At 66.6% G+C, this 25,781-nt stretch carries 18 protein-coding genes; 7 read left to right on the forward strand and 11 right to left on the reverse strand.

Translation table 11 applies throughout. The features are described from left to right. Positions 1-9: 9 nt before the first annotated feature. The 5 genes from ung to rhlB form a co-directional block, all read right to left on the reverse strand. A complete protein-coding gene (gene ung, locus V9K91_RS03030; RefSeq protein ID WP_095363117.1) occupies positions 10-714 on the reverse strand; it encodes a uracil-DNA glycosylase in 705 nt (234 codons plus the stop codon). After that, positions 711-1,553, reverse strand: a complete 843-nt coding sequence (locus V9K91_RS03035) for a response regulator (RefSeq protein ID WP_068854238.1) — start codon at positions 1,551-1,553, stop codon at positions 711-713. Before V9K91_RS03035 ends, ung begins: the two co-directional genes overlap by 4 nt. 12 nt (positions 1,554-1,565) lie before the next feature. Then, complete coding sequence (gene ftsX / locus V9K91_RS03040; protein WP_336442662.1) at positions 1,566-2,516, reverse strand: permease-like cell division protein FtsX; 951 nt, start codon at positions 2,514-2,516, stop codon at positions 1,566-1,568. After that, entirely contained in the window at positions 2,513-3,199 is a 687-nt protein-coding gene (gene ftsE / locus V9K91_RS03045; RefSeq protein ID WP_068854240.1) for a cell division ATP-binding protein FtsE, read from the reverse strand. The genes ftsX and ftsE overlap by 4 nt, the downstream gene beginning before the upstream one ends. An 82-nt stretch (positions 3,200-3,281) precedes the next feature. Next, positions 3,282-4,994: an ATP-dependent RNA helicase RhlB gene (gene rhlB, locus V9K91_RS03050; RefSeq protein WP_093534858.1), complete on the reverse strand. Its 1,713-nt coding sequence runs from the start codon at positions 4,992-4,994 to the stop codon at positions 3,282-3,284. Between the two features lie 540 nt (positions 4,995-5,534). Between rhlB and trxA the strand changes: the two genes are divergently transcribed. Both trxA and rho read left to right on the forward strand, forming a co-directional pair. After that, positions 5,535-5,864, forward strand: coding sequence for a thioredoxin (trxA, locus tag V9K91_RS03055; RefSeq protein ID WP_336442663.1), 330 nt, complete (start codon positions 5,535-5,537; stop codon positions 5,862-5,864). A 222-nt stretch (positions 5,865-6,086) separates the two neighbouring features. Beyond that, positions 6,087-7,862, forward strand: a complete 1,776-nt coding sequence (gene rho, locus V9K91_RS03060; protein WP_336442664.1) for a transcription termination factor Rho — start codon at positions 6,087-6,089, stop codon at positions 7,860-7,862. A 547-nt stretch (positions 7,863-8,409) separates the two neighbouring features. Here rho and V9K91_RS03065 read toward each other — a convergent pair. Further along, positions 8,410-8,838: a hypothetical protein gene (locus tag V9K91_RS03065; RefSeq protein ID WP_337308173.1), complete on the reverse strand. Its 429-nt coding sequence runs from the start codon at positions 8,836-8,838 to the stop codon at positions 8,410-8,412. A 320-nt stretch (positions 8,839-9,158) separates the two neighbouring features. Between V9K91_RS03065 and V9K91_RS03070 the strand changes: the two genes are divergently transcribed. Beyond that, positions 9,159-10,700: an MASE1 domain-containing protein gene (locus tag V9K91_RS03070; RefSeq protein ID WP_336442666.1), complete on the forward strand. Its 1,542-nt coding sequence runs from the start codon at positions 9,159-9,161 to the stop codon at positions 10,698-10,700. Positions 10,701-10,772: 72 nt separating this feature from the next. Here the strand turns inward: V9K91_RS03070 and V9K91_RS03075 are convergent, their stop codons facing one another. After that, positions 10,773-13,301, reverse strand: coding sequence for an exo 1,3/1,4-beta-D-glucan glucohydrolase (locus V9K91_RS03075; protein ID WP_336442667.1), 2,529 nt, complete (start codon positions 13,299-13,301; stop codon positions 10,773-10,775). A 330-nt stretch (positions 13,302-13,631) separates the two neighbouring features. Here V9K91_RS03075 and V9K91_RS03080 point away from each other — a divergent pair, with 330 nt between their 5' ends. Beyond that, entirely contained in the window at positions 13,632-14,639 is a 1,008-nt protein-coding gene (locus V9K91_RS03080; protein WP_336442668.1) for a LacI family DNA-binding transcriptional regulator, read from the forward strand. Between the two features lie 4 nt (positions 14,640-14,643). Here the strand turns inward: V9K91_RS03080 and V9K91_RS03085 are convergent, their stop codons facing one another. Continuing rightward, positions 14,644-15,915, reverse strand: coding sequence for a sugar MFS transporter (locus tag V9K91_RS03085; protein WP_336442669.1), 1,272 nt, complete (start codon positions 15,913-15,915; stop codon positions 14,644-14,646). Between the two features lie 421 nt (positions 15,916-16,336). On the opposite strand from V9K91_RS03085, the gene V9K91_RS03090 reads away from it, so the two are divergent. The 3 genes from V9K91_RS03090 to V9K91_RS03100 all read left to right on the forward strand — a co-directional run bounded on the left by V9K91_RS03090 (position 16,337) and on the right by V9K91_RS03100 (position 22,132). Beyond that, complete coding sequence (locus V9K91_RS03090) at positions 16,337-19,345, forward strand: TonB-dependent receptor (protein ID WP_210131198.1); 3,009 nt, start codon at positions 16,337-16,339, stop codon at positions 19,343-19,345. 61 nt (positions 19,346-19,406) lie between these two features. Then, positions 19,407-20,423 (forward strand): cupin-like domain-containing protein, encoded by a 1,017-nt coding sequence (locus V9K91_RS03095; RefSeq protein WP_095363124.1) that lies wholly within the window; start codon positions 19,407-19,409, stop codon positions 20,421-20,423. A 122-nt stretch (positions 20,424-20,545) separates the two neighbouring features. Continuing rightward, positions 20,546-22,132 (forward strand): sensor domain-containing diguanylate cyclase, encoded by a 1,587-nt coding sequence (locus V9K91_RS03100; protein ID WP_095363125.1) that lies wholly within the window; start codon positions 20,546-20,548, stop codon positions 22,130-22,132. Positions 22,133-22,179: 47 nt separating this feature from the next. On the opposite strand, the gene V9K91_RS03105 is transcribed toward V9K91_RS03100, so the two are convergent. From V9K91_RS03105 to aceK, 3 genes are read right to left on the reverse strand one after another with little or no spacing between them, the layout of a single operon-like run. Continuing rightward, entirely contained in the window at positions 22,180-23,049 is an 870-nt protein-coding gene (locus V9K91_RS03105) for an energy transducer TonB (RefSeq protein ID WP_249833228.1), read from the reverse strand. A 17-nt stretch (positions 23,050-23,066) separates the two neighbouring features. Continuing rightward, positions 23,067-23,936 (reverse strand): energy transducer TonB, encoded by an 870-nt coding sequence (locus V9K91_RS03110; RefSeq protein ID WP_249833229.1) that lies wholly within the window; start codon positions 23,934-23,936, stop codon positions 23,067-23,069. A 58-nt stretch (positions 23,937-23,994) separates the two neighbouring features. Beyond that, positions 23,995-25,731, reverse strand: a complete 1,737-nt coding sequence (aceK, locus tag V9K91_RS03115) for a bifunctional isocitrate dehydrogenase kinase/phosphatase (protein WP_336442670.1) — start codon at positions 25,729-25,731, stop codon at positions 23,995-23,997. Between the last annotated feature and the right edge of the window lie 50 nt (positions 25,732-25,781).

The raw sequence follows: 25,781 nt of genomic DNA on the forward strand, positions 1-25,781 counted from the left end.
TGTTGGTCGTTACGCCGACAACGGCGGCAACGACCAGTCGATGCCGCCCAGGCCGCGTCGCTCCAGGTACTGGTTGGCCGACGAGAAGTGTCGGCATCCCAGGAAACCGCGATGCGCCGACAACGGCGATGGATGCGGTGCCTTGAGCACGCGGTGGCGGCCGGTATCGATCACCTTGCCCTTCTGCTGGGCGTAGCTGCCCCACAGCAGGAACACCAGGCCCTCGCGCTCGCGGTTGAGGGTGTCCACGACGTGGTCGGTGAACCCTTCCCAGCCGCGTTTCTGGTGGGAGCCGGCCTGCCCCTCTTCAACGGTCAGCACCGCGTTGAGCAGCAGCACGCCACGGCGGGCCCACGGCAGCAGGCAGCCATGGTCCGGGCGTGGCAGGCCGAGGTCGGCTTCCAGTTCCTTGTACATGTTCAACAGCGACGGCGGCACCGGCACGCCGGGCATCACCGAGAAGCTCAGGCCGTGGGCCTGGCCCGCACCGTGGTACGGATCCTGGCCCAGGATGACTACCTTGACCTGGTCGAACGGGGTGGCGTCGAACGCGGCAAAGATCTGTGGGCCTGGCGGGAACACGTGCGCGCCGGCCGCCTTGCGCTGGCGCAGGAAGGCCGCCAGGTCGCGCATCTCGGGGCGCAGCAGGTAATCGCCAATACGCGCCTTCCAGCTCGGTTCAAGCTGGATGGTCGGGTGTACGTCGTCGTTCATCGCACCAGGGGTTTGTCGTTGAGGCGTGACAGGCGCAGCTGGAACAGCACCTTGGTGACCAGCAGGCGTTCTTCGATCGGCTTCTGCACCAGGTCATTGGCGCCGGCCTGCAGCAGCCCGGACTGGTTGAGCGGGTTGCCGTCGCCGGTCATCACCAGCACCGGCAGGCGCCGCTTGCCGTAGCCGAAGTCCACGCGCACGCGCTCGACCACATCCAGCCCACTCAGCTCGCCCTTCAGGGTGACGTCGGTGAGCACCAGGTCGATGCGGTGGCTGCTGCGCCCCAGCGATTCGGCGGTGAGCAGTGCGAACGCCTCTTCGGCGGTCATCACGTGCAGCACGTTCAGGCTCTGCCGTTCGAGCATGCGCTTGGTCGCCTCGGCGACCACGCGGCTGTCTTCCACGTACAGGATGGTGGCGCCGGGAATGGTTTCCGGCTGCACATAGCCACGGATGAACGTCGCCAGGGCTTCATGGCCCAGCGCCTTGTCGAAATAGTCGGTGACGTAATCGGTGAAACGGCGCTGCTCAAGGTGCTGCTGGGCATCACCGGAAACCACGATCACCGGCACGTAGGCCTGCCCGGCGGTTTCGCGTACCAGCCGGGCCAGGTCCAGCCCGTCGCCATCACTGAGCGTCAGCGAGGTGGTGACCAGGTTGACCGGACCGGCGGCCAACGCCATGCGCGCGTCTTCAATGCTGGCGCAGCCCACCACCTCGACCGCCGGCAGCTCGCGCTGCAGCACGTCGGCGATGAGCTTGCGGACCAGCTTGGAACCATCGACCACCATGACGCGAGGTGCGTCGTCGACCAGGTGCTTCAGTACTTGCGGACGCATGCAGGGCAGGCCTCAGGTTTCGGTCGGACGGGTCTGGCGCAGGAAATGCCCCGTCACCAGCCACGCGCCCAGCCAGCCCAGCACGACAGTGCCGACCAGCACGAGCGAAGAATGCAACAGGTCCAGCCCATGCAGCACGAAGGGGCTGGCATAGCTCTGCGACAGCGCGGCCAGTGGCGGGCGCAGCGCGAGCCCGGCCCCACCGACCAGCGCCAGGGCCAGCGCACCGGCGCCCAGCCCGTACCACGCGCCCAGGTAAAGGAACGGGCGGCGGATGAACCCATCGCTGGCGCCCAGCAGCTGCAGCACGCCGATTTCATCGCGGCGCGCCTGGATATCCAGCCGCACCGTGTTGCCGACCACCAGCGCCGCGCCCAGGCCCAGCAGCACCGACAGCACCTGCACCAGGCGCGTGCCGAAGCCCAGCCAGGCATCCAGGCGCTTGCGCCACAGCGCATCGTGCTGGACCAGATCGGCCTGCGGCATGCCTTCCAGCGACTGCGCCAGGCGTGCGTCGTCGGTACCGTTGGCCGGGGTGATGATCAGCAGCGATGGCAACGGGTTGTCTTGCAGCGCATCGATGGCTTCGCCCAGCCCGGCGCTGTCGCGCAGCTCGGCCAGGCCTTCGTCCGGCGAGCGCAGGGTCACCCCGGCCACATCGGCGCGACCGCGCAGCGTGTCGGCGACCTGACGGGCGGCGGCGGCGTCGACGTCGGTCTTCAGGAACAGGTTGATGTCGCGCGACTGCTGCACGCTGCCGGCGAAATGCGTGAGGTTGTCCAGCGCGATCGACAGGCCCAGCGGCAGGGCCAGGGCGAGCGCCATCACCATCACGGTCAACAGCGTGGCCCACGGCTTGCGCCAGGCACGGCCCAGGCTGAACACCACGCTGTGGCCGTGGTGGTGCAGCCACACGCCCAGGCGCGACGGCGCCGCGGCTTCCTTGTTGGTGGCGGTACTCATTCGGCCAGGTCCTGCGGCGAGATGTCGTCAATGAGCTTGCCGTGGTCCAGGATCAGCACGCGCTTGCGCATGGCGCGCAGCAGCGCCAGGTCGTGGCTGACCACCAGCACGCTGGTGCCGCGCTCGGGCAGTTCGGCGAACAGCGCCATGATTTCAGCGGCCAGGGTCGGATCGAGGTTGCCGGTGGGTTCGTCGGCCACCAGCAGCTTGGGCTCGCCGACGATCGCACGGGCGATGCCCACGCGCTGCTGCTCACCCGCCGACAGCTGCGACGGCAGCGCCTTTTCCCGATGGCCAAGGCCCATGCGCTCGAGCACCGAACGCACGCGCTTGCCGATATCGCCCCGCCGGGTACCGCGCAGGATCAGCGGCAGGGCCACGTTTTCGGCAATGCTGCGGTCCATCAGCAGGCGGTGGTCCTGGTAGACCGCACCCACCGCGCGACGGTGGTGCGGGATATCGCCGCCGCGCACCTTGAGCAGGTTGCGCTCGTCGAACACCACCGCGCCACGGCTGGGCCGTTCGTCGAGGTGGATCAACTTGAGCAGGGTGCTCTTGCCGGCGCCGGAGTGCCCGGTCACGAACAGCATTTCACCGGGCGCGACATCGAAGCTGACGTCCACCAGAGCCTGGTGGCCGCCCGCATAGTGTTTGCTGACATTGTCAAAACGCAGGACGCTCATTCCTCCGATTATGCAGGAGGAGGATGGCGGCGTGGGAACGGCGTGTCGCCCGGCCACCGGCCGGGCGCTACCGTTGATCAGATCAACCGCCCGAAAGCATCCGGCGGATCTTGCGGCCGATGCGGGTCAGGAAGCCTGCACCCGGGTCGGCGGCCGGCGCGGTGTTGCGCATCGGCTTGGCGGTGACCTGCACCGGCGTGACCGACTGCGCGGCACCCTCGGCACCTTCCACCGGACGACCGTGGCGACGGCGGCGGCGCTTGCGCGGTGCACGCTCGCCCTCGGCCGCACCTTCCGGCGCACCTTCCGCGCGCGGCGGACGCGGCGCCTGGGCAGGCGTTGCAGCCTCCACCGGCGCGGCGCCTTCCACGGCCACGGCGGGCTGCTCGCCTTCCACGCGCGGCTTGCGCGGGCCACGCGGACGGCGTTCGCCGCTGCGCTCACCACTGCGCTCGCCGCGGCCACCGCCGGAACGGCTGCCGCTGGACGACCGACCGCCGCCGCGACGCTCTTCCTCGGCGGCGCGGGCTTCGCGCGCTTCGCGGAAGATCTGGCCGACGCTTTCGTTCTCGTCGCCTTCCTCGCCCGGCGCGGCCGGCGCGCGTTCCGGACGCGGCAGCGCGGTCAGGATTTCGCTGGTGACCGCTTCCACCGGGATCTTCTGCTCGATGTAGGCCTCGATATCCGGCAGGCCCATCGCGTAGCGTTCGCAGGCGAAGCTGATCGCATCGCCTTCCTCGCCCAGGCGGGCGGTACGGCCGATGCGGTGCACGTAATCTTCGGCGTCGAACGGCAGGTCGTAGTTGTAAACGTACTTGATGCCGTCGATGTGCAGGCCGCGCGCGGCAACATCGGTGGCCACCAGGATTTCCAGCTGGCCCTTCTGGAAGCGGTTGAGCAGGCTCTCGCGCTTTTTCTGCGGCACATCGCCGGAGAGCACGCCGACGCGGTAGCCGGCCTTCTCCAGCGAGCGCGCCACGCGCTCCACGAACACCTTGGTGTTGACGAACACCATGGTGCGCGCGCCTTCGCTGCGCGAGAGCAGGCCCAGCAACAGCGGGATCTTCTCTTCGTCGGCCGGGAAGTAGATGCGCTGGCGCACGCGCGCGGCGGTGATCGATTCGCTTTCCACCACCAGCTTCTGAGGCTCGTTCATGTGCTCATAGGCCAGCTCCAGCACGCGGTGGCTGAGCGTGGCGCTGAACAGCAGGGTCTGCCGGGTGGTGCGCTCGGGCATGCGGCGCAGCAGGAAGCGGATGTCCTTGATGAAGCCCAGGTCGAACATGCGGTCGGCTTCGTCGAGCACGCAGATTTCGCAGGCGTGCAGCGAGACCACCTTGTGCTGCTTGACGTAATCGATCAGGCGGCCCGGGGTGGCGATGATCACGTCCACGCCCTGCTGCAGGAGTTCGCGCTGCTTGTCGTAATCCACGCCGCCGTAGACCAGCGCAAAGCGCAGGCCGAGGTCCGAGCCGAACTTCACCGCATCCTTGTGGATCTGGATGGCCAGTTCGCGGGTGGGCGCCAGGATCAGCGCGCGCGGGTCTTCCGGCTTGCGGTCGGCCAGCGCCGGGCGGGTCAGCAGCCGGTTCACCACGGCCACCAGGAACGCCAGCGTCTTGCCGGTACCGGTCTGGGCCTGGCCGGCGACATCGCCGCCGGGCAGTGCCACGGGCAGGGTCAGCGCCTGGATCGGGGTGCAGCGGGTGAAACCAGCGCCTTCAAGGCCAGCCTGCAGGGCCGGATGCAGCTCGAAGGAGGAGAAGGTCAAATCGGTCAGCGGTTTGTCGCTCATGAGTCCGTCTTGGTAAGGCCAGCCGACAGAGATGCGGGTGGCTTGCAATCTTGGGGGGCACCGTCGCCATTGGGCCCTGCGCCTGGGAAGGCGGAGGCCGGACCGAACCGGTCCCGGGGCGCCGCACAGTGGGCCAGTTTAACGCAAAGCGGCCGGCAAACCGGGGGAGGTCGTCGCAGACCCCCCTGCGACGGCCCGGCCAGCCGTGGAGCCACGCCCTGCGTGGCTGCCTTTCACGGCCCCCACCCCCAGTTGAACGCCGGGATCCAAGGGGCTGGAACCGCCAGAGCCCCACCCGCATGTCGTTCCCGCCAGCCCCGGCAAAGCGCGATGACGGTCACAGGATGATTCTTTCCAACCGGTGTCTGTCGCCCCGCGACGATAGGGGTACACTGCCGGCCGTGAGCGTCCAGGCATCCATCGGACGCACCGCTGGCCGCACCCGCGGCCACGAGGCAGCAGACGCGGACCAGGCCCCCAGCCCTGTCCAGGTTCAACCCCTCCGGCCCTGCCGGGTGCACTCCAAAACGAGAGACCAAGATGAGCGACAAGGTTGTACATGTCGGCGATGCCGACTTCGATAGCACCGTACTGAATTCCAAGGAACCGGTCCTGGTCGATTTCTGGGCCGAATGGTGTGGCCCCTGCAAGATGATCGCCCCGGCCCTCGACGAGCTGGCCGACGCCTACCAGGGCCGCGCCAAGGTCGTGAAGGTCAACGTGGACCACAACCGTGCACTGGCGGCCAAGTACCACGTTCGTTCGATCCCGTACCTGGTGGTGTTCAAGGGCGGTGAGAAGGTTGGCGAGCAGATCGGTGCCGTCGGCAAGGCCCAGCTGGCCGGCCTGCTCGACAAGGCCCTGGCCTGAGCCACCCGGCAGCCGGCCACCCCGGCTGCCCCGCGGGCCCCACGCCCGCATGAATGACCCTGCCCCACCCGGCTTGCGCGCTGCCGCGAGCCGGTGTTAGTGTCGGCATATCCGGCCGCATTCGCGCGCCGCATCTTCTGGACGACGTTTCTTTCCAGAATCCCTTCCCAACGTTCGCCGCCCCTGCCGGGCGCTCGCACCTTCCAGCGAGGAATTCAGCACTTGTCCGATATCACTACTTCCGAACCCGGGAGCGCCGACGCGCCCGCCGAGAAGCGCGTGCGCAAGCCGCGCGTCGCCAAGGCCGCTGCCAGCAGCGCCGACACCGGGTCTTCCCCCGAACAGAACGCCCTGCCCCTGGCTGCCGCGCCCGTCGCGCCGGCGCCGGCTGCACCGGCAGCGCCGCAGCAGCCCCCCCAGGCACCGGCCGCTTCCGGCGGCGATGCCCCGGCCCCGCAGGGCGGTGGCCAGGACGCCGCCGACGGCGGCCAGCGCAACAACAACAACAACAACCCGCAGGGCGGCCAGAACCCCTACCAGCAGGGTCAGAACCAGGGCCAGAACCAAGGCCAGGGCCAGGGCAACCGCCGTGACCGTTTCCGCAATCGCCGTGACCGCGACCGCAATCGCGGCGGTGGTGGTGGTGGCTTCCGCGACGACGGCATGCCGCAGGACAATGGCGAACAGCAGCCGTTCGTGCGCAGCCAGCAGGCCAACGTGCCCGAGGGCTTCCCGGTCTATTCGCTGAGCGACCTCAAGCGCATGCCGGCCCAGAAGCTGCTGGAAATCGCCGAGCAGCTGCAGATCTCCGAAGGCGTCGCCCGCGCCCGCAAGCAGGACGTGATCTTCGCCCTGCTCAAGGTGCTCACCCGCCATGGCGACGGCGTGGCCGCCGACGGCGTGCTGGAAATCCTGCCGGACGGCTTCGGCTTCCTGCGCGCGGCTGAAGCCAGCTACCTGGCCGGGCCGGACGATACCTACATTTCGCCCAGCCAGATCCGCCGCTTCAACCTGCGCACCGGCGACCACCTGTCCGGCCGCATCCGCTTCCCGAAGGACGGCGAGCGCTACTTCGCGCTGTCGATCGTGGACACCATCAACGGTGAGCCGCTGGAAGCGTCCAAGAACAAGGTGCTGTTCGAGAACCTCACCCCGCTGTTCCCGCGCAAGCGCTTCACCCTGGAACGTGGCAACGGTTCGTCCGAAGACATCACCGGCCGCATCATGGATCTGATGGCACCGCAGGGTAAGGGTCAGCGTGCGCTGATCGTCTCCCCGCCCAAGGCCGGTAAGACCATGCTGATGCAGCAGGTGGCGACGGCGATCACCACCAACCACCCGGACGTGCACATGATCGTGCTGCTCATCGACGAGCGTCCGGAAGAAGTGACCGAAATGCAGCGCACCGTGCGCGGCGAAGTCATCAGCTCCACCTTCGATGAACCGGCCGCGCGCCACGTGCAGGTTGCCGAAATGGTGATCGAGCGCGCCAAGCGCCTGGTGGAACACAAGAAGGACGTGGTGATCCTGCTCGACTCGATCACCCGCCTGGCACGCGCCTACAACAACGTGGTGCCCAGCTCCGGCAAGGTGCTCACCGGTGGTGTGGACGCCAACGCCCTGCACCGCCCGAAGCGCTTCTTCGGTGCCGCCCGTAACGTTGAAGAAGGCGGCAGCCTGACCATCATCGCCACCGCGCTGGTCGACACCGGCAGCAAGATGGACGAGGTGATCTACGAAGAGTTCAAGGGCACCGGCAACAGCGAAGTGCACCTGAACCGCCGTATCGCCGAAAAGCGCGTGTACCCGGCCATCGACATCAACCGTTCGGGCACCCGCCGCGAAGACCTGTTGATCGAACCGGAGCTGCTGCAGAAGATCTGGATCCTGCGCAAGCTGCTGCACCCGATGGACGAAATCGCCGCGATGGAGTTCCTGCTCGACAAGATGAAGAACACCAAGTCCAACGACGAGTTCTTCGGTTCGATGAAGCGCTGACCGGCGCCCACATCGAAACAGAAAAAGGCCCCGCACTGCGGGGCCTTTTTCATGGTTTCGGGCCCCAACCGATAGGCGCTGGCTGACGGTAGGTGCCGACCGTTGGTCGGCACACGTCAAGGCCGCATCCGATCCAACAATGGCCCGAAGTGTGGCGCAACCAGCCCTGCTACCGGCTCCTCCACAGCCTCCACCGCGTCCGCAGCGGTTTCTTCCGCAGCGTCCGGAGCCGCTGGTTCCGGACTTCCCCAATCCAACCCGATCCCGGCTCTGATCACCGTGGACACCGCCACCAGGATCAGCAGCGACGCCCCACCCAGGACGTGAACAAGTGTCATAGCCGGTTCCCCGCGTGCGTATGACCCGCACACTACCCGCGATCCGGCAGGCTTTCTTTGAATCTGTTCCTAAAGCGTCACCTCTCCGACAGAGACCGCTCAGCTCGATCCCGGTCGCGCGCGCCGTTGGCCGGCCGTGTGACGCCCCTGATCCACGCATCAACCCGAGCGGCCACACCATTCTCCAAGGTTGCCTTTTCCAAGGCGGCTCAGGGAACCTCCACCGACCACACTGCCTCTTTTCCAACCCCGTAGCGCACGATCGAGAAGTCCTTATGCCGGAATACCACGGCGCTGTCAGCGCCCTCTGGCACGGACTCACGACGCGTCGGGACAGACGCACGGAATGGCACGTCGCCAGCAGGCAACGCCCAGAACGTGTCGCCGGCTCGCCCGATGATCACGTGAACCCGACCGGCAAGATCATTCACCTGGAAGTACGAGATTCCATCGCGCTCAAAGCCGTACACCTGCCAGTTCGGATCCTGGCTCGCGTTACTGGCCATCGGGTGAGATTGCCCCAATCCGTGGGACGCCAACTCGTTCCCATGATGGTCACTCAACTGAGCCGCGGCCGACATCGGCGCCATGGCGAGAAGCAGCACGGACGTCGCGCTGCAGATGGGCAAAAACCTCACGTTGACCTCCATTGGGTGAGTGGCAACAGTGCCGAATGAATCGTAGTTCCTTCAGCAGAGGGTTCCCCTGAAGATCCTCTGATTCATATGCACGATGCCCCTGCGATACAGACGCCGGGAGATCTTCCCGCCCAGATTGAAGATCGACGAGCATCACCAACAGCGTGTGACGTCCCGCAAGAGCACACGATTTCTGCAAGTCTCGTATCTTTCCTATAATTCAAGACAACCATTGCATCGCGCTTATTTCACCGATACCGTCCGCACCCGACGACCACCTGCATCCTCAGAGTGTCGTCTTCGGCAGAACGGAGAATCGCATGCAAACGGAGTGGCTGAAGAACGGACTGCATCTGAACTTTCGCATTCACCCACTGGGCCTTGCCATCGCGCTTGTCTACGCATTTGCGTACTGGGTAGCACGCGAGGTGTCGATGGATCAGTTCTATCTTCCCGCCGGCATACGAATCGCAGCACTCCTTCTCACTCCGCTGCGACTTTGGCCCTACCTTCTCGTCGGCGAGTACTGCTACTTCGCGTTCGCCCGATATCCCTTGATCGACCGCTACGGATGGACGTGGTTCGTCGTCAGCTCGGCCGTGCTGATGCCTGCGGTCATGTTGATCACCCACCTGCATCGGCGGATCATGAATTCACGAGCAGGTGTCTGGCTCATTTGTGTAGCCGCCGTGTCGACTGTCACGGTGACGACATTGAACCTTTTGATCCCATACCTGCTCTGGCCCAACCCTCCGGCGGCGGGGTTTGGTACGGACGCGGTTCGCTTCCTGGTAGGCGATTTCATAGGGATCCTCACGATCGCGCCGCTGGCGCTGCTTTGGACGCATCGGAAAGAGGCGTTTGTCCTGCAGACCGGACTGATGGTGCCGACAGTGATCTGCCTCGTTCTGATGGCCTTCGTTGGATTCGCGGCGCTTTGGATCCCAGCGGCTCCTGGCCCGGCCAAAACCAATATTCTTCTATTGCTCGCCCTGCCTGCCATCGCCTTGACGTGCATGCATGGCTGGAGGGGAGCTGCCGTCAGCGTGCCCACCTGGAGCTTGATCGTGCGCCTGACCATGCCTGCGTCGGGTATGGCGGACTCCTTCGATCCCGCGGCCTTTTCGGCCCAACAGAGCCTGGCGCTGGTTGGGATAGCGCTTCTGGCCGTTGGCACATGCTTCTCCCACTATTACCAAGAGCTCAGAATCCACAAGCTTGAGAAAGAGCGAGCCCTTTGCCACTCCAGAGCGGCTCATACCGCCACTGAGAAGGAACTCCGCTCGCGGGTGCTGGACATACGGCAGCTCAGCGAGGGTTTCGATGCCTCACTGAGCGACGTTGCTGAGTGGCTCAAGACCAAAGGCCACCAGGATCTCGCAGGCGGCCTCTTGAAGGTTACCGCTCTCCACTCCCGAAAATTCCGCGAGCAGGTCACGATGGTCTACCCAACGTCGCTGGAACACGTAGGGCTCTACCTCGCCCTCCAGATTGGCGGTATTGATGAAGCATGGAAGGCAACGGAGCGCGTGGCACCGCATCGACTGACGGGGGACCCATGCAGGCTGAGTGTCGGCCTTCAGCTTGCCGCGTACCGCACCATTATCGATGCAGTTTCCCTGCTGCTGGACCGCGAGCCGGGCCAGATACAGATCCGCGCACGCTGCGGGGCATCGGCCGATATCAGGGGGAATCGTCGTGTCGGTTGCCATACAGGACCCTCACCACAGCCTTTCCAGCGAGACGCTGGCCGCAGCCATCGAACGACTGACGGGAAGACCGCTGGCCTACGGCGGAACCATTCAGTGCCGCCGCAACCGCATCCGAATCCTGTTGCTGGAACAAGCAGACACCGACGCTGACAGCAAGGCCGTAGCAGCTCGGCGCCGATCAGCTCAGCGGTAGAGCCGGGCAATGCCCGGCTGACCCCCACGTCACCTGCACTCCACCACCCCCTCGGCCTTGTCCGCCTTCGTCGCGACCCGCACCTGGGTGAAGGCCGCCGCGAAGGGCTTGTCCGCGCTGACCACGAACGGGGCTTCCACTGCGCCCAGGTCGACTCCCTTGCTGGCGAAGCAGGCCAGCGGAATGGTCACCGTGCGCTTCTGGCCCGGGGTGAGCGTTGCCAGCGCCGGGGCGATATCCACCCCGCCCTCGCAGCCGGTGCCGCACTGCATGGTCACCATTACCGGCGAGGCGGGCGGGTGCTGCACCATCACGTCGAACTGCAACGCGCCGTTGCTGCGCGCCAGCGCGCCCAGGTTGCGCCGCGAGGTGCTGCGCCCGATCAGCTGCGCCGGGGCCAGCCAGGTCACTTCGCGGGCGTCCTGCTGGGTGTTGATCTGCACCGTGCGCACTTCGGCGACCGGCGTGGCGGTGGGCCAGCGCAGGCTGGCGTTGAGATCGTTGCCGAGTGGCTGGGTGGCACCGCCGGCCGCGATGTGCAGCGAGAACGGCGCGGTATCCACGCGGTTGAAGATCGGCAGCGTGGTCACTTCGCCGCAATGGTCCGGGTTGGTTTCGGGCAGGCGCGCGACCTGCGCGGGCTTGGCATAGCTCAGGCCATAGCCGAATTTGAACAGGTCCGGGCGCTTCGGGTCCGGGCGGTCGATCGGTGCCGGGCACGGCACGCCCGGCCACGGGAAGCTGAGCCGGCCGTGGAAGTCGTGCGCGGGCCTGCCGTCCATGCCAGCCACCAGCACGTCGGTGATGCCCTTGCCTTCGGTACCCGGCAGCCACGCGGCAACGAACGCCTGCGACAGGTTGAGCAGGTCGTTGGTGTACATCGGGCGGCCGGAGAAGTACACGGTGACCAGCGGCTTGCCGGTGGCGGCGGCGGCCTTGAGCACGGCCAGGTCCTGTGGCTGCGCACGGCTGTGGCTGACCGTGTCCGAGGCGAGGATGTCGCCGTTGGTTTCGGCGTACGGCGTTTCGCCGATCACCGCGACCACCACGTCGAACGCCGACGCATCGATGCCCTTGGCATCGGCGCTGTAGGTCACCTGCTGCGTGCCCAGTTCGGCGCGCAGCGCACCCAGCACCGAATCGGCATTGGGGAAATCGGCGTTCGTGTTCTCGGTACCCTGCCAGGTCAGCGACCAGCCACCTGCCTGGTCGGACAGGCTGTCGGCACTCTTGCCCACCACCAGCACGCGCGCATCGCGCTTGAGCGGCAGCACCTTGTCCTGGTTCCTGAGCAGCACCAGCGATTCGCGCACGGCTTCACGCGCCAGCTCGCGGTGCTGCACGGCGCTGGCGTCGCCCGCGAAGCGGCTGTCGGACGGCTTGTGCTCGAACAGGCCCGCACGCAGCTTCACCCGCAGGATGCGGGTCACCGCATCGTCGATGCGCGCCATCGGAATCTCGCCGCTCTCCACCTGGGCCATGGTGTTGGTAATGAAGGCCTTCCAGTCATCAGGCACCATCACCATGTCGATGCCGGCGTTGATCGCCTGGGCGCAGCTGTCGTTGCGGCAGCCGGGCACCTGGGCGATGCCGTTCCAGTCGGACACCACGAACCCGTCAAAGCCCATCTTTTCCTTCAGCGCGCCGGTGAGCAGCGCCTGGCTGCCGTGCATCTTGCCGTAGTCCACGCCGCCGGCACGGTCGTTCCAGCTGTTGAACGAGGCCATCACCGTCTGCACGCCTTCGCCCAGCGCACCGAAGTAACCCTGGCCGTGCACGTTGATCATGGTGGCCTTGTCCACCGTGGCCTCGCCCTGGTCGCGGCCGTTGTCGGTGGCCCCATCGCCGATGTAGTGCTTGGCCGTGGCCACCACGTTGCCGTCGCCAGTGAAGCGGCCCTGCGCGCCCTTGACGTAGGCGGTGGCGAATTCGCGCACGATGGACGGGTCGGACGAGAAGCTTTCGTAGGTGCGGCCCCAGCGCGGGTCATGTGCCACGGCCAGCGTGGGCGCGAACACCCAGCCGATGCCGGTGGCCCGGGTGGCGCTGCCGGTGGCGGCGCCGATGCGCTCGATCAACGCGGCATCGCGGGTGGCGCCCAGGCCGATGTTGTGCGGGAACAGCGTGGCGCCGAACACATTGCTGTGGCCGTGCACGGCATCGGTGCCCCAGATCACCGGCACCGGGGTGCGCGCGTCGGTGGCCAGCGAGGCGGCGTGATAGGCATCGGCCAGCTTCACCCAGTCGGCCACGCTGGCGTGCTTGTCCATGCCCGGCCACGAGCCACCGCCATTGAGCACCGAGCCGATGTAGTAGGTACGCACCTGCTCCGGAGTGATCTGCTTGATCTCCGGCTGGGTCATCTGCCCGACCTTCTGGGCCAGGGTCATCTCCGCAAGGATGCTGCGCACGCGGCTTTCGATGGCCGGGTCGGAGGCGATCGCGCTGGTTACCTTCGGCCAGTCCTGCAGGCGCTCGGCGGCGGGCGCGGCATGCGCTTGGGCGGCCAATGCCGTCAGGACACAGACGGTAAGAAGAGTCTTCCGGGCGCTGCTCACGTGCATCTACCTCCAAGAAAATGTGCGGATGATGGACCGGGCGCGGGCTGATTCGGCGCTTCCGGTGACAGCGCTGTCATATAAGCCCGGCGGGGCGCTGTCAACCGGTCGGCGAACGGCTTGTCCTGGTATCCCCGTCGTTGTTGGGCTGGGTCTTTTCGCGCACGCCGGGAATCCGCAGTTGCTGTTGCAGCGCCGCATGGAAATCCAGACCGTGCACGAATACCCCGCAACGTGGCACCATCCGCCTGCTTCGGTAATCCCGAAACGACTCAGGCGCATTACCATCGGCAGCGGCCGGCCGGGCTCTCCAGGAGGATCCATCGCACCATGCGTAGTCGTATCGAGGATGTCGCCGCCATTGCGGGCGTTTCGATCAAGACCGTATCGCGCGTGCTCAACAACGAGCCGAACGTACGGGTGGAAACGCGCGACCGCGTGCTCGCTGCGGTCTCCCGGCTGGGATACAAACCGAACCTGTCGGCGCGCAGCCTGGCCGGGCAGCGCTCGTATGCACTGGCGCTGGTCTACAACAACCCCTCGCGCAACTACCTGATGGAAATCCAGAACGGCATGCTGGAAGCCTGTCATGCCAACCACTACAACCTGATCCTGGGGCCGGTCGGCATCGGCCGGCGCACCCTGCCCGACCTCGCCGCACTGTTCGAGAACTCGAGGCCCGATGGCGTGGTGCTGATCCCGCCGCTGACCGACGATGCGGTGGTGCTGGCGTACCTGGAAGACAACGAGATTCCGTTTTCCAGCATCGCACCGCGCCATCCCGAAGGGCGCATCGGCGTGCGCATGGACGAAACCACCGCAGTGGTGGAACTGATCGGCCATCTGGTCGCGCAGGGCCACCGTCGCATCGCCCACATCAAGGGCCCGCGCGCACATGGCGCCTGCCAGTGGCGCCTGGCCGGCTACCGCCAGGCACTGCGCGAGGCCGGGATCGAGTACGACCCGGCGCTGGTGGTGAACGGCCAGTTCTCGTTCGAGTCGGGCATCGACGCGGCCAATGCGCTGCTGGACCTGCCCGAGCCGCCGACCGCGATCTTCGCGGCCAACGACGACATGGCCGCCGCGGTGTTCCGGGTGGCTGGCCAGCGCGGCCTGCGCGTGCCGCGCGACCTTTCCGTGTGCGGCTTCGATGACACGCCCATTGCCGGGCACATCTATCCGGCCCTGACCACGGTGCGCCAGCCCACCGACACGATGGGCCGGCTGGCCACCGAACAGCTGATCGAACGCATCCGCTCGCCGAACGCCGGCCGCATGGTCACCGTGGACCATGCGGTGCTGGTGCGTGAATCCACCCACGCACCCCGGCGCCGTTGAGCGGTCAGGCGTAGCGGCGCGACCCGCGCCATGCATAGAACACGATGAACAGGTAGCACAGCATCGGCAGCAGGAACGAAGCCTGCAGCCCGTAGTGGTCGGCCAACCAGCCCACCGCCAGCGGAACCACCGCGCCGCCCACGATCGCCATCACCAGCAGGCTGGAGCCCTGCCCGGTGAGCGGGCCCAGGCCGCCGATGGCGAGCGCGAAGATGGTCGGGAACATGATCGAATTGAACAGACCCACGCTGACCACGCTCCACTTGGCCAGCTCGCCGGTGCCGAGCATGGTCACCGCCAGCAGCCCCATCACCACCAGCGCGAACAGCCCGAGCAGGCGGCGCGGATCAAAGCGCGCCAGCAGGAAGGTGCCGACCAGGCGGCCGACCAGCGCACCGCCCCAGTAAAGCGACACATAGCGCGTGGCCGCCTGCTCAGTCAGGCCTTCGCCGATGCCCGGCATGGACAGGAAGTTGACCAGCACGCTGCCGATGGACACTTCCGCACCCACGTAGAAGAAGATCGCCAGCACGCCGAACGCCAGGTGTTTGTGGCGCAGCGCCGCACCGAGCGTGCCCTGCTCCTTGCTGTCTTCCACCCCGGCAATGCTGGGCAGACGGAACATCCAGATTGCGGCGGCCAGCACGAACAAGGCGATGGCCAGGCCGAAGTACGGTACCTGCACCGATTGTGCTTCAGCGGCGCGGTAGGCCAGTGCTTCGGCCTGCGGCAGCAGCGCCAGCTGCTCGGCGCTGCGCGGTTCGGCCGCCAGGATCAGCAGGCCGCCGAACAGCGGGGCGATGGTGGTGCCCAGCGCGTTCATCGACTGGGCCAGGGTGAGCCGGCTCGAGCTGGTCTGCTCCGGCCCCAGCAGCGCCACATACGGATTGGCCGCCACCTGCAGCACGGTGATGCCGGTGGCCAGCACGAACAGCGCGCCCAGGAACAGCCCGTATACATGCAGCGCGGCCGCCGGCCAGAACAGCAGCGCGCCGACCCCGGCGATCGCAAGACCGGCCACGATGCCGCGCTTGTAGCCCACCGCAGCCACCAGCCGGCCCGCCGGCAGCGACATCAGGAAGTACGCGCCGAAGAAGGTGAACTGGATGAGCATCGCCTGCACCCAGGTCAGCGAGAACGCGGCCTTGAGGTGCGGAATCAGGATGTCGTTGAGGCAGGTGATGAAGCCCCACATGAAGAAGATCGCCGTCACCACGGCCAGTGCCATGCGGGTGCTCTGTACGTGCTGCCCGCGAACCACGGTGGAAGTGTCCATTGCCTGTCCTTCTGATGGGAATGCCAGCCATGCGGCGGCCAGACATGGAACCTGCTTGGCGTCCTGTTGTCCAGCGCTGTCAGACAACCGGTCAGAACACGCGACAGTCACCGTAACCTGCCCGAAAACGGGTTTCGCGCAGTTTCGTTCTGCACTGCACAACGAGCAGACCCGACTGAATCGGGCGCTTGACGTCCCGGTAAAACAGGGCTGAAAGGCCCGCATTGCAGGGTTTGGCGCGTATACAGCGACCCGCCCCGGGACACGCAGGGACACCCACGCGCGACACCGCGAACGATGCGCTTCATGGCAGTTTGTTGACAACGCTGTCAGGCATCGGCCCAATCCGCCCACATCGTTGTTGAATCGTGTCAGACGCCGTAGGACTGCCATTACCGATTTCCCTGGGGAGGGAGCTGCAATGAAGACGTACAAGGCCGTACCCCGCAAGGCAATGCTCACTTCCGCGCTGCTCGCCGTGTTGGCCGGGCCGGCGTGGGCCCAGGACACCACCCGCGACGGCGCTGCGTCGTCGTCGGAAGGGCTGGATCCGGCCACGCTTGATACGGTGCAGGTCACCGGTATCCGTGGCAGCCTCACTTCGTCCATGAACCTCAAGCGCGACAGCCAGGGTGTGGTGGACGGCATCGTGGCCGAGGACATCGGCAAGTTCCCCGATACCAACCTGGCCGAATCGCTGCAGCGCATCAGCGGCGTGTCGATCGACCGCACCTCCAGCGGCGAAGGCTCCAAGGTGACCGTGCGCGGCATCGGCCCGGACTTCAACCTGGTGCTGCTCAACGGCCGCCAGATGCCGGCCTCCAATCTGGGCAACGGCGGCGCCGGCCTGTCCGGCTCGCGCTCGTTCGATTTCGCCAACATCGCCTCCGAGTCGATCTCGGCGGTGGAAGTGTTCAAGACCACCCGTGCCGACAACCCGACCGGTGGCATCGGTGCCACGATCAACGTCAAGACCCTGCGCCCGCTCGAATCGGCGCCGGTGGTGAGCGTCGGCCTGAAGGCCGTCAACGACACCTCCAACGACAACCTGCCCAGCACGCTGCAGGGTTCGAAGTACACCGGTGAGATCTCCGGCATCTTCAGTGACACCTATGCCGATGGTCGCGTGGGCGTGATGCTGAGCGGCAGCTACCAGGAGCGCGATTCCGGCTTCAACCAGGCCACAGTGGCCGAAGGTTGGGCCACGTTCGAAGGCGACAACACCACTGACTGGCGCGTGCTGCCGCAGCCGGGCCAGGGCTACGCGGACCGCATCCAGAACCGTCCCGGCCCCGATGACGTGTACGGCCGCCCGCAGAACACCGCCTACAACGTCAACGGCGTGCAGCGCCAGCGCACCAACGGCCAGGCCACCCTGCAGTGGAAGCCGGTCGACAACGTGACCACCACGCTGGATTACACCTATGTGGAAAACAAGGTGCAGCAGCAGCGCAGTGAGCTGTCGGTGTGGTTCAACTACGGCCCCGGCGACAGCATCTGGACCAACGGCCCGGTCGCCGCGCCGATCATCTACAGCGAAGACATGGTCAATTCGGACGTGTCGATGGGGGGTGCGCAGCTGGCCACCAGGAACACGCTGGACTCGCTGGGCTTCAACGTGGAGTGGGAGGTCAACGATGCGTTGACCCTGAACTTCGACGCCCACCACTCCACCGGCGAATCGCAGCCCGACAGCCCGTATGGTTCGGCTGGCGTGCTCGGGGTTGCCGCGTTCGTGCGCGGCAAGACCACGGTCGACTACAGCGGCGACCTGCCGATCATCAACATCGCACTGCCGCCAGGCGGCGTGCAGGCGGCCGATGCCCTGGTCACCGGCTCGGTGTTCCAGAACAGCTACAACAAGTCCGAGGTGGAACAGTACCAGGGCCGCGGTACCTTCACGTTCGCCGACTACTCCGCGTTGGATTTCGGCGTGGGCTACACCGACGTCAAGAACCGCTCGGCCTCGGCGATCATGCAGCGCAACAGCTGGGGCGGCCTCGGCACGCCGGCCGACTACGATGACAGCATCTGGTACGCCGACGACATGGCCAGGTACTTCGATGCGTTCTCGGGGCACAACGATCCGCGCCTGACCGGCCAGTTCCTGGTGTTCGATTTCGACAGGCTGATCAACCGTGCCGCGCAGGTCGGCACCGCGTCCGACCCGGCCTGCCCGACCTGCTACGTGGCTCCCACCGAGTATTCGCAGGACATCCGCACCAACGAAACGTCCAAGAGCGCGTTCCTGCAGTACCGCACCACGTTCGACTGGTCGATGCCGCTGAACGTGGCCGTCGGCGTGCGCTATGAGCAGACCGACGTGGATTCCACCGCGATGGTGCGCGTGCCCAACGGGATCAGCTGGAGTTCGGCCAACGAGCTCAACATCGAATACGCCAGCGAAAGCGGCTTCATCAGCGACAGCGGCAAGTACGACTATGTGCTGCCCAACCTGGACCTGAAGCTGGACATCAGCGATACGCTGGCGCTGCGCGGCAGCTACAGCCGCAGCCTGGGCCGCGCGGGGTGGGACCAGATCCAGAGCGGGCAGTCGCTGGCCGACATCGTGCGCACCCAGGGTGGCAGCGGGTCGCGCGGCAACCCGGCGCTGGAACCGCTGCTGTCGGACAACTTCGACCTGTCGCTGGAGTGGTACTACGGCGAATCCAGCTACGCCTCGGTCGGATTCTTCCGCAAGAACATCAAGAACTTCATCAGCAACACCATCGTCCGCGAGAATACCGGCAACCTGCACACCCCCGTGGGTGGCGCCTACTGGAACGCAGCGCTGGCAGCCGGCTGCGGGGTGAGCGACATGCCCTGCATCCGCGATTACATCTTCACCAACTTCAACGGCCAGCCGGGCGTGACCGCCACCGGCACCAACTCGGCCGGCCAGCTCACCGGCACCATCGTCGGGCAGCCCGGCGACCCGGTCGCCGGCTTCGACATCACCCTGCCGGCCAACCAGCGTTCGGACCATCTCGATGGCTGGGAAGTGGCGGTGCAGCACCTGTTCGGCCAATCCGGCTTCGGCCTGGCGGCGAACTACACCAAGGTGAAGTCGGGGCTGACCTTCGACAACCAGAGCCTGGGCGACCAGTACCCGATGGTGGGCCTGAGCGATTCGGCCAACCTGGTGGCGTTCTACGACAAGCACAACTGGCAGATCCGTGCGGCCTACAACTGGCGCGACAAGTTCCTCAACGGCATCGGCGGCCAGGGTCCCAACCCGAACTACACCGATGATTACGGCCAGCTCGACCTCAACATCAGCTACGCGGTCAGCGAGCAGTTGTCGCTGAGCCTGGAGGCGATCAACCTCACCGACGAGACCATGCGCACCTACGCACGCCATACCAACATGCTGCGCTACGCCACCCAGACCGGCCCGCGCTACATGTTCGGCGTTCGCTACAAGTTCTGAGCAGCAGCGGTGTGGCGGGTCTACACTCGCCACACCGCCACCGCCTGCAAGCGACCCTGCCATGCCTGCCACGCCCGGTCCGATCGACGAAGTGCGCGACCTCGACCGCCACCGGCTGGCCGGGGTTCTCCCGGGCTGGACCACGCCCAAGGTGATCCGCGGGCTGGTGGCGGACTGGCCGATGGTCGGCGCCGCGCGCGACTCGGCCGATGCGGCGGTCGCCCACCTCAAGCAGTACGACCACGGCACCCTGCCGGTCACCGCCACGACCGCGCCGCCCGCAGCAAAGGGGCGGATCTTCTACAACGCGGACATGAGCGGCTTCAACTTCCGCCGCGAGCAGATCGCGCTGAAAGTGGTGCTCGATACGCTGCTCAAGTACCGCAGCACGCCCGAACCGCCCACCATCTACGTGGCCTCGACCACGCTGGACAGCTTCCTGCCCGGCTTCCGCCAGGACAATCCGCTGGCGCTGGGCGTGGACGGACCGCTGGCCAGCATCTGGATCGGCAACCGCTCGCGCATCGCCGCCCACCACGACGTGCCGGACAACCTGGCCTGCGTCGCCGCCGGCCGCCGCCGGGTCACCCTGTTTCCGCCCGATCAGATCGGCAACCTGTATGTCGGTCCGCTGGATTTCACCCCGGCCGGCCAGGCAGTGAGCCTGGTGGACTTCGCCGAACCGGACCTGGACCGCTTCCCGCGCTTTGCCCGGGCCATGGCCAGCGCGCAGGTGGCCGAGCTGGGCCCCGGTGATGCCGTGTTCATTCCTTCCCTGTGGTGGCACCACATGGAAGGGCTGGATGATTTCAACGTGCTGGTGAACTATTGGTGGCGCCCGGTGCCGGCCTGGATGGACCCGCCGATGAACGCCCTGATGCTGTCGCTGCTCGCGCTGCGCGGGCTGCCGCCGGCCCAGCGCAGGCACTGGCGGGCACTGTTCGACCACTACGTGTTCAGCGCCGATGGCGAAGCCAACGCACATATCCCCGACAGCAAGCGCGGCGTGCTGGGTCCGCTGGATGAGGGCATGGCGGCCAATGTGCGCAGCGTGCTGCGCAGGCGGATGGAACGCTGAGTCCGGACCTCCCCCCTTTGGGCGGCGAATCCGTGATAATCCGCGCCGGGACCCCCTCATCCGCCCCGTTGCAGCCTCATCGGTAGGACCGGTTGGCGCAGCATCCTGCCGGTCACTCTGCCATGCCCCTGCTGTCCTCCCGCCTCAACCTGGGCAAGCTGATCCTGGCGCTTGCCCTGCTCAGCGCGCTGGTCGCCCTGGCCAACACCCTGCATGCCAGCTACCGCGTGCAGCGCGAACAGCTGATCGGCACCACGCTCGAATCCAACCGGGTGTACGCCAGCAAGCTGGCCGAGAGCACCCAGAACTTCGTGCTGTCGGCCCAGCAGCAGTTGGCCTATGCCGCCACCGGCCTTAGCCAGCGCGCGCACACCCGGGCCGAGCTGGAAGCCGAAGCGGCGCGCCTGCAGCTGCAGACCAACAGCTTCAACTCGGTACTGATCGTGGACCCGGCCGGCACGGTGCTGGCCACCTCGCCGCTGAGCCTGGCCCTGCAGGGCGTGGTGCTCAACAGCCAAGGCAACAGCGAGGCGCTCAAGCGCCGCGAGCCGTACATCAGCGATCCCTACCAGTCGGCCACCGGCCGCCTGCTGGTCGCCATCTCGCACCCGATCTTCGACCCGCAGGGCCAGTACAAAGGCTATGTGAGCGGCACCATCTACCTGCGCCAGCGCAGCATCCTGCAGAGCCTGCTGGGCAAGCACTACTACCGCGACGGCTCGTATCTGTACGTGGTCGACCGCAATGGCCGCATCCTGTACCACATCGAACCCACCCGGGTTGGCCAGTTCGCCTTGGAGAACCCGGCGGTGAAGGCGGTGAGCCAAGGCCACTCGGGCGCGCAGGAAGTGCGCAACAGCCACGGCGTGCTGATGCTGGCCGGCTACGCGCCGGTGCCCAGCGTGGGCTGGGGCGTGGTGGCACAGCGCCCGACGGAGGCCACGCTGGCGCCGCTGTCGCGCTTGATGAAAGCGGTGATCTGGAATGCCATTCCGCTGGGCGTGCTGTCGCTGCTGGTTACCTGGTGGTTCGCCCGGCGCATTTCGCTGCCGCTGTGGCAGATGGCGCGCAACGTGCAGAACCGCGACACCGGCATCGCCATCCGCCACGTGACCGGCATCAAGGCGTGGTACTACGAGGCCGCGCACCTCAAGCAGGCGCTGCTGTACAGCTTCAACCTGCTGCAGGACCGTATCGGCAAACTCAACCGCGCCAGCATGACCGACCCGCTCACCGGCCTGCAGAACCGCCGCGGCCTGCAGGAGGGGCTGGAAGACTGGCAGGCACGCGGGCAGCCGTTCGGGATCATCGCGCTGGATATCGACCGCTTCAAGACCATCAACGACCGCTTCGGCCATGCGGTGGGCGATGCGGTGATCCTGCGCATCGCCCAGCTGATGCGCGACGATTCGCGCGACACCGACCTGCTGTGCCGCAATGGCGGCGAGGAGTTCCTGATCCTGCTGCCCGGCATCGACGTCACCGCCAGCGCGGGCATCGCCGAGCGCCTGCGCCTGCAGGTGGAAGCAGAAGTGTTCGAACAGGTCGGCACGGTAACGGTATCGCTGGGCGTGGCCCACTACCCGTCCTACCACGAGGACCCGCAGCAGGCGCTGCGTCTGGCCGACAAGGCGCTGTACATGGCCAAGGAACAGGGTCGCAACCGGACCGTGGTGTATCCAGCGCCGGACGGCCCGGCCGGAAGTTGACGCTCAAACCGGATCGACGCGCGGCGCCGATCCGGTATTTCAGCTGCTTACCCGCCCAGCGGGGTCAGCAGGCGCGGGCCATTGCTGACGTCGGTCATGTACACGCCGCCGACCGCCAGCAGGCCAGCCACATCCTGTTCGCCGGGTCCGACCTCCCGCCAGGGCGCATGCGCGCGCGGACCCGGAATGTAGACGTTCCACTGGCCGTAGCCACGCGTGACTTCGCCAAAGTCGAAGCTGACCGGCACGCGCACGGACCAGAACGGTTTGTCCTTCTCGTCACCCGTGCTGGGGGCGCGGAAGCTCCAGCGATGTGCGGCGTCCACGCTCTGCTTCGCGAACGCCTCGCGCAGGCGCTCCATGCGACGCGCATCACCGAGCACGCGCAGGTTGACCTGTTCGGCGATCACATCCATGACCTTGCCGTCACGGCCGACTTTCACGATCAACATCACATCGCCACTTCCGCCCATGTTCAGTGCGACCGAGGGAAACCGCGGCGGCGCCATCTTGATCGAGGTGACCTGGTCGGTGCTTGTGGCGTCGTACCCGCCGAAGGTCGCGGCGTCGAGCGTGACCATGTCCTTGCCGTCGGGCCCAATGTTGGCGACCAGGCGGATGGACACTTGGGTGCGCGCACGCACGGGCTTGCCATCGCGCACGATCGGCTCGAAGCGCCAGGTCTGCACGGAGCGGTCAACGAAGCTGGCCAGTTCTGCCGGCACCTTTTCGCGCTGGTCCAGCACGAAGCCTTCCACCTGCCCTTCGGTACCAATGTTGACCTGCCCGGTCAGCACCATGCTGCCTTCGGCGGTCCTGCGCATTTCGCTGCGTGTCTGTGCGGCGGCGTCCGGTGCGGCGGCGACGATGCTGCCGCCAAGTGCCAGGGCCAGTGCCAGGTAAAGGGAACTACGCATTGCACGACTCCTTGTGATCAGATGCCCAACGGGGTGAGCAGGCGCGGACCGTCATCCAGGTCGGCCATGTAGATGCCGCCCGCAGTCAGCAGGTCCGGTGCGGCGTCCTCGCCGGCCTGCGAGGTGCGCCACGGCGCGCGCTCGCGCGGGCCGGGAATATAGGCTTCCCACGTGCCGTAAGGCGTGCGTTCGCCCATCATGTAGCGGACCGGGATCCGCACGGTCCACGACTCGGCATCCTTGAGCCTGCCGGTGGTCGGCGGGCGGAAGGTCCAGCTGCGCGCCGCGGACACCGATGCACGGGCAAACTCGTTGCGCACCTGCCGCATCTGGTTTTCCTTGCCCACCACGCGCAGGTTCACCTGCTCGGCGACCACATCGTCCACGGTACCGTCGCGGCCGACCTTCACCAGCAGCAGCACTTCGCCCTTGGCGCGAATGGCCGCGAGATTCCTGGGGTAGGCCGGCGAGCGGAGCTCGCTGGAGGTCACCCGGCTGGTGTTTTCCGGGTCGTACTTGCTGAAGCTGGCAGCCGCCACGCGCACGGTGTCGCCCGCGCCGCCCGGACCGGGCTGGGAGAGCAGGCGCAGGGTCACCGGCGTCTGTGTGGCGACCGCCGTGCCGTTGTCTACGACCGGCTGGAACTGCCATGCCTGCACCTGGTGCTGCACGAATGCGGCCAGATCAGCGGACAGCTCGTCGGCATGGTCCAGCTGGAAGCCGGTGACGTGCCCGTCGGTACCGATATCGATCTTGCCGGTCAGCGTCATGCTGGCTTCGGCGGTCTCACGCACCGAACGCGCGGTCTGTGCAGCGGTATCGGTTGTCGCGACCAGCCCGGTGCCGCCCAATGCGAGGGCCAACGCCAGAAAATGGGGATAACGCATCTCACCTGCTCCTTGTGGATGAACCCCGAGGATAGCCCAGTGATGTGTCAGGGGGAAATCAGGCCAGGCGATGATGGGCTGCATAGGGCGGCGTGTCGGGATAGTCGCCGGCCGCGAAACGCGCCTGCAACCCTTGCCACCAGTGCGGATCGAACAGATGCGCATGGTGTTCGCGCACGGCGGCAAGCTCGTCGGCGGGCAACCCCATGAAGGGTGCGAAGCGTTCCGGGAACACATCGCGTGGGCCCACGTGGAACCACGGCTCATCGGCCATGGCTTCGTCCGCATTGCGCGGTGTCGGCCAGGCGCGGAACACGCAGTCGCTGACGAGGCACAGCTCGTCGTAGTCATAGAACACCGCGCGCCCATGCCGCGATACACCAAAGTTCTTGGGCAGCATGTCACCGGGGAAAATGTTGTTGCGTGCCATGTCGGTGATGGCCTGCGCGTAATCCAACGCGGCGGCACGGCGGGCTTCGGCCGTCTGCTCGCGCAGGTACAGGTTGAGCGGGCGGAAACGACGCTGCACATAGCACAGCGCGATCACCAGCGAATCGCCGTCCTCACGCACGCTGGCCGCGCACTGGCTCAGCAGTTCTTCGCGCAGCGCCGGCGAGAAGCGGGCCTTGGGAAAGCGCAGGTGCCGGTAGGGTTGCGCATCCAGCAGGCGCCCGACGCGGTCCAGGTTGAATACCAGCGCGTACTTTTCCTCCACCTGGTGCCGGGTCATGGTCTTGGGCCAGGCGAAGCGGTCGCGGATCAGTTTGAACACCAGTGGGTAACTGGGCAACGTGAACACGGCCATGACCATGCCCGGTGTGCCATCGGCATGCACCAGCTGTTCGTCGGGGTGGTCCTGGAAGTGGCGGAAGAAGGTTCGGTAGCGCTCGGTCTTGCCCTGCTTGGCGCGGCCCAGCACGGTGTAGATCTCATCGATCGGCTTGGCCGGCAGCAGGCTGCGCAGGAACACCACCGCATCTCCCACCGTGGCCAGGTCGGCCTGGAAGTAGCTGCGTGACACGCCGAACAGGTGCGCCACATCGCGACGCCGGGTCAGCACGGCTTCGGCACGCAGGCCGTTGTCGTCGTTGACCAGCGCGATCACGCAGGGGGAGAAGCGGTGTTCGCCGAACACCCGCCCCACCAGGTAGGCGCGACGCTCGCGGTAGAACACGGTATCCAGCAGCTCGATGCTGCGCACGGGCTGGGTACCCCAATGCTGCAGGTCGTCCTGCAGGCGCACGGCAATGGCCGCCGCACAGCGCAACTGGTGCGCATAGGGCACATCGAAGCGATAGTCACCCAGCACCCGCATGAAGGCCTCGGCCGGCCGCGTCGCCGACAGCGCGTAGGTATGCCGCGCGACCGGATGGGTGATGGCGTCGGATGGCTCCACATCCATCGCCATGAACTCCACTGCGGCATCCACGCCTTCAGTAGCGAACAGGCGCCGGGCCAGCGTGTTGTAGAAGGTTTTGTACAGTTCTGCGTCGATCAATCCACCCACCAGGCCTGCGTAGGCCCTCCGGATCTGCAGCCACAGCGCGCGCTCACCCACGGCCTCACGCGCTGCCCGCCGCAGCACATCCACCGTCTCGGCAATGCAGCGGTCATACAGCCCGATGCGTTCCACCGCATCCTGCCGCGCCCCGTTCCAGTCACGGGTCTCGAAGCGCACCCGCGCGCGGCGGGTCACTCCGGCGAAGCGCGCGTGGTAATCCTCGAAGGCATCACGGATCAGTGCCGCCAACCGCGTGGCGAGCGCTTCGTCATCAGGGGATGGGGCAACAGGCATGCAGGGCAACCGGGAAGACCACCCCAACCATAGTGGGGCCGGCCCATGGC

This window comes from Stenotrophomonas sp. CCNWLW57 (assembly GCF_037203925.1).
GTDB classification, from domain to species: Bacteria; Pseudomonadota; Gammaproteobacteria; order Xanthomonadales; family Xanthomonadaceae; genus Stenotrophomonas; species Stenotrophomonas rhizophila_A.